Origin of the sequence: Nostoc sp. DedQUE04 (assembly GCF_034530995.1) — a bacterium.
GTDB lineage: Bacteria > Cyanobacteriota > Cyanobacteriia > Cyanobacteriales > Nostocaceae > Nostoc.
Genome location: NZ_JAVRCA010000083.1, coordinates 31,460 through 36,728 on the forward strand (window position 1 = coordinate 31,460; position 5,269 = coordinate 36,728).

Annotated in this window: 2 protein-coding genes; one reads left to right on the forward strand and one right to left on the reverse strand. The window is 41.1% G+C overall.

Annotation, left to right across the window (positions count from 1 at the left end; all coding sequences use genetic code 11):
- On the reverse strand, positions 1 to 1,708 hold a 1,708-nt coding region (locus RM049_RS34875), incomplete at its 3' end, for a filamentous hemagglutinin N-terminal domain-containing protein (protein ID WP_322707456.1).
- Between the two features lie 368 nt (positions 1,709 to 2,076).
- Here RM049_RS34875 and RM049_RS34880 point away from each other — a divergent pair.
- Positions 2,077 to 4,908 (forward strand): CHAT domain-containing protein, encoded by a 2,832-nt coding sequence (locus RM049_RS34880; protein ID WP_322707457.1) that lies wholly within the window; start codon positions 2,077 to 2,079, stop codon positions 4,906 to 4,908.
- The last annotated feature ends 361 nt before the right edge of the window (positions 4,909 to 5,269 follow it).

Genomic DNA, 5,269 nt, shown 5'->3' on the forward strand with positions numbered 1-5,269 from the left:
CCACTCCTAAAGTTGAGGCAACAAGTTGAGCGCGATCGCTTAACGAGAATGAACCAGAGTCAATAGTAATATTACCCCCATTGCCAACAGTGCCTGTTCCCACAAAGCTGCCAATTGCACTTGTAAAACCGTTTTTCTCTCCACTAATATTAACAGTGTCAGTAACATTAACATTGACATTCCCCGCGTTTCCCTGTCCATAAGTTGAGGCAGAAAGTTCAGCGCCGTCTTTTAACGAGAATGAACTGGATTCAATAGTAATATTACCCCCATTGCCAACAGTGCCTGTTCCCACACTGCTGCCAATCTTACTTTGAAAACCGTTTTTCTCCCCACTAATATTAACAGTGTCAGTAACATTAACATTGACATTCCCCGCATCCCCCCGTCCTGCTGGCTGGGTATCAGATGCTTCACGAGTAATGGTTTGCAGTTGAGCGCCATCAGTAAGTGACAAAGTTGCAGCATTGATGTTAATATTGCCTCCCTTACCTATACCTCCGGCTTCCACTGTACTGAAGATGTCAGCGTTTGCAAGGTCAACAGCATCAAGTGCCCGCACTGTCACATTCCCCGCATTTCCCTGTCCATAAGTTGAGGTAGAAAGTAGAGCGCGATCGCTTAGAGAGAATGAACCAGAATCTATGAAAATATTACCGCCATTGCCTTGTGACCCCAAGCGCACCAGATTGCGAACTATGCTCCCACCAGCAACTTTGATTTCCGCAGTAGCATTCAGCGTAATATCTCCTGCAACAGTTTCAGGTGTCCCTAAACCTTGTCCAATACCAGCAGTTAAGATAGTTCCTCCTATAATCTCTAGATTTCTGGCGTTGACTGTAATATTACCGCCACCACGCCCAGTTACATATATACCTGCTTGATTAGTAAGCGATACTGAAGTTCGTCCAAGATTCTCAGGAAATATCAAGCTGAGATTATCGCCATCTATACCCAGCGCTACATTTCCAGGTGCTGCCAATCCTCCTAACTCAACTCTTCCACCATAAGCATTTAATCGTCCCCCATCCATGCTGACATTACCGCCCACTAGCAGCAAACTTTTACCATCTCCTACTCGTAAACCTAATGCATTTGAACCTGCGGGATCTATTCCTGCTGATGCAACTGAGTTATTTTGAATCCCTGCACTTTGATTAATCTGATTAAAAAACAACGCTGAAGGATTTACCGTCAACAATGGCGGTGCTTGGGGGTTGGTGGCACTGAAAATACCCTGATTGCCAAACTGCACTCCATTAGCTGTTGTCCCGACAAAACTCCCCTGCACATCTAACAGCGCATTCTCCCCAAACAAAATCCCCGAAGGATTAATCAAAAACAAATTTGCTGCGCCATCAACGCCCAAAGTCCCGAAAATATTCGATGCATTCCCACCTGTTACCCGCGTCAATATATTTTCTATTCCAGTTGGGTTGGCAAAATACACTCGTTGCCCATCTTGGATATTAAACTCGCTGAAACTATGAAAAAGATTGCTTTTGCGTATTGCACCACCGTTAACTTTGTCGCCCAGCGCGCCATTAATTAACACATTTTGATTGAGTTGAGAAGCTTCTGCACCAAGGCTGTTATCGGGCGTGATTTGTGCTGAGGCGGGCATTGCTTGGTTTAATGCAGTCGATATTAGGCATAAATAAAGAAGACTTTTAATACTGGCTTTTTGGATATGATGTGCTTTATTCATAAGTAATTTTCTTTGATGAAACTAAAATAAAATTACCGATATAGCTGATCTGAATATTCTTGCTCTGTTATGACGAGTCGAGGTGAAAGCATCATTCCAGAATATCAGTAAAGGAGTTTCTTCTGTACTTAGATAAATTGCAGAAAAATGCACACTTTTGAAAATTTCAGTTTTTAATGCTGATTTCTGGTAATTTAAACAATAAAAGCTAAATAACGCAATGTGCGATTTATTCTTAAAACCCCTCTCCAAAACGGAGAGAAGCTTTGATTCCTGCTCCCATTCCTTTGTAGGGAAAGGGTTGTGGGTTAGGTTTGAAAAAAAGTCGCACACGGCGTTAAATAACTATTTTCTTTATATGTAAAAATATGAATATCAAAAATAAATACTTCAAAATCTTACTCTCTGCGCGTCGGTGGATGCAGATGTTGATGAAAATCGGGAACCTCTGCAAGAGGCTAATCTATTTCTTTACTCAGCAACACCAAAAACCAAATCGGCATCACAGATTTATTAAAGTATTATTTTTGACGACATTACTAATATGTCTTTTGTTTGGACAACTCGTATCTGCACAAACTCCAAATATCACCGCACTAGTTGAACAAGGCATTAAAGATTATGATGCCGGAAAATTTTTTAATGCGATCGAGCATTGGCAAGAGGCATTAAATCATGATAAAAATAATCCAGAATTTACGGCGGTTGTGAATGAAAATTTGGCGCGTGCTTACCAACAAATAGGAGAAAATAAAGCTGCGATCGCATCCCTATCAGCAGCAATTAATGACTATAGCACGGTAGAAAATATCCAGCAAGTGGGACGGATGAAGTCAGAACTCGCCCAAGTTTACAGCAATTTGGGACAGCCTCGCAAAGCGATCGCACTTTTGTGTGGCAAACTGGTAAATAAAAGCCAGCAAATAGAATGTACTCCAGACAGTGCAGCACAAATCGCCACCAAATACAACGACAAACGCGGTCAAGTTGCAGCTTTGGGAATTCTCGGTGAAGCATATCGCTTAATTGGCGATTACGACCAAGCAATTAAATATTTGCACGTAGCTCAACAACTTTATCCAGAAGATGATTTTTTGCTGTTAAATAGTTTGGGTAATGCTTACAGCAGTCGCGCTCAATTGCGAGAGTTACAAGCCGATTCTGCAAATAAAGCTGGTATTTCTAGTAAAGAAAATGAATTTACTCAAAAGTCTAGAGAAGACTATAGCAGAGCTTACCAATATTTTCAGAAAAGTACCAAACTCGCCAGCGACCAAAAACAAACTTTAGCTCAGATGCGAGGATTGTTAAATTTAATTCAATTGGATTCCCAAACCAATAAGAGCAAAGTTATTAATAATCAGGAGTTTCACAAAACTGTTGACGATGCTTTGAAGGTTATTGAAATTTTACCCGATTCAGCTACAAAAGTCTATGGAGCAATTAATTTAGCATACTTGCAGTCAGATGCTAAAGGAACTTTACCTTTTACATACTGTCCAACTAGCCTAATTTTACCAAATGCAGATGTATTAAATTTACTACAAAAATCACTATCAGCTAGTAAAAATTTACAAGATAATCGCTTACTTTCTTATTCTAACGGCGCTTTGGGTCATTTCTGGGAATGTCAACCAAAGAATGAAACAGCAGCATTAAAATATACTCAAGCTGCGATATTAGCAGCAGATAACAAATTGAGTGCCAAAGATAGCTTGTATTTGTGGGAGTGGCAAGCCGGACGCATTTTAGATCGACAGAATCGAAAAGAAGAAGCGATCGCATCTTATCAACGAGCATTTGATACTCTAGAAGATATCCGCAGCGATATTTTAACCTCTGAAAGGGATGTACAGTTTGACTTCCGCGATGTTGTACGACCATTGTATCGGAGATTGGCACAGTCGCGGCTAGATTTGCTGGGAGTTGGTGCAATCGCAGATGAACAACGTGCGAAAGAATTATCGGCAGTAGTTAAAACCATCGATGCTTTGAAACTAGCAGAATTACAGAATTATTTTGGCAATGATTGCATTTTAAGTGCCTTAAATCCCAAACAGGTGGGAGAACTCCTCAAGGATAATAGTGTAGCCTTTAAGAATACTGGGTTTTTGAGTTCGATCATTTTAGATGGTAAAACCGGGATATTATTGCAGTTACCCAATCAGGCAACTAAATTTAAATGGATTGAAGACCGCAATCAAGAAGGTACAAGCACAATAGTTAGCAGCAATACCTTACAAACAAAAATTGCCGAGTTTCGCAGAGGACTAGTTAAAGGAAAAGAAGAAATTAACTACGATACAACAACTGCGGCACAGCTTTATGATTGGATAATTCGCCCCTTTGCTGAGGATATCAAACCGGAGAAAGTCAAAACCCTGGTGTTTATTCAGGATGGTTTTTTGCGTAGCGTGCCAATGGCAGCACTTTACGACAGCCAACAACAGAAATATTTAGTCGAAACCTACGCTATTGCTACAACTCCCAGTTTACGACTTACCACACCCAAAGCACGCGATGGTCTCCGACCGACCGGAGATCATCGCAATACACAAAAGGCATTAATTTTGGGTTTAACCGAAAAAGCTACAATCGACGGAAAGACTTTTGATGCGCTTTTTGCTGTTCCCGATGAAGTTAGCGCAGTTCAAAGTATATTTCCTAATCATACCGACCTGATGGATCGGGATTTTTCGCCCGAAAGTTTTCAGAAAACACTTGACAAAACCACATATCCTATTGTCCACATAGCAAGTCACGCTCAATTTGGCATTATTCCTGAAGACACCTTTATTATCACAGGCAAAAACCAAAAACTTACCATCAGCCAATTAGAAAATTCCCTGCGAAACCTCAACAGTAAATCAGATGGGGTTGAACTACTGACATTGACTGCATGTGAAACCGCAGTTGGCGACGACCGTGCCACACTAGGATTAGCTGGAGTTGCATTGCAAGTTGGAGTTAAAAGTGCGATCGCATCTTTGTGGAGTGTCAGCGATCAATCGACATCCGAGCTAGTCAAAACATTTTACACCAACTATGGCAAAGCTGGCATGAGCATTGCAGAGGCGTTGCAAAAAGCCCAAATTAAAATGATTAATGCTAAAAAACTACCGCCATCTGAAGGTATAAATATCAGTTATGATAATCCTGCGTATTGGGCACCAATGATTGCGATCGGTAATTGGCTTTGAAACCCACAGATACCCGAAAACCTCACTTCCATTACTCTTCCCTTCTAGAGGCTACGATGTACATACAAGTATGACCAGCATAGGTTTCAACTCTTCTAGTAGTTTCGTAGTGGCGTGGCAAGGCTAAAATGTTGCAATAGATTTTATTGTGGGATGGGTGTCCTCACCCGTCCGGGCGGGCAGGATGCCCGCCCCACAAGAGTTTACTAATGCACTATTTTAAGCTTGCCACGCCAGTAGGGTGCGTTATGGACACGCCGAAATAACAAATGAGTACTCCGAAATAACAAATGAGTACCCCGAAATAACAAATGAGTACTCCGAAATAACAAATGAGTACCCCGAAATAACAAATGAGTAC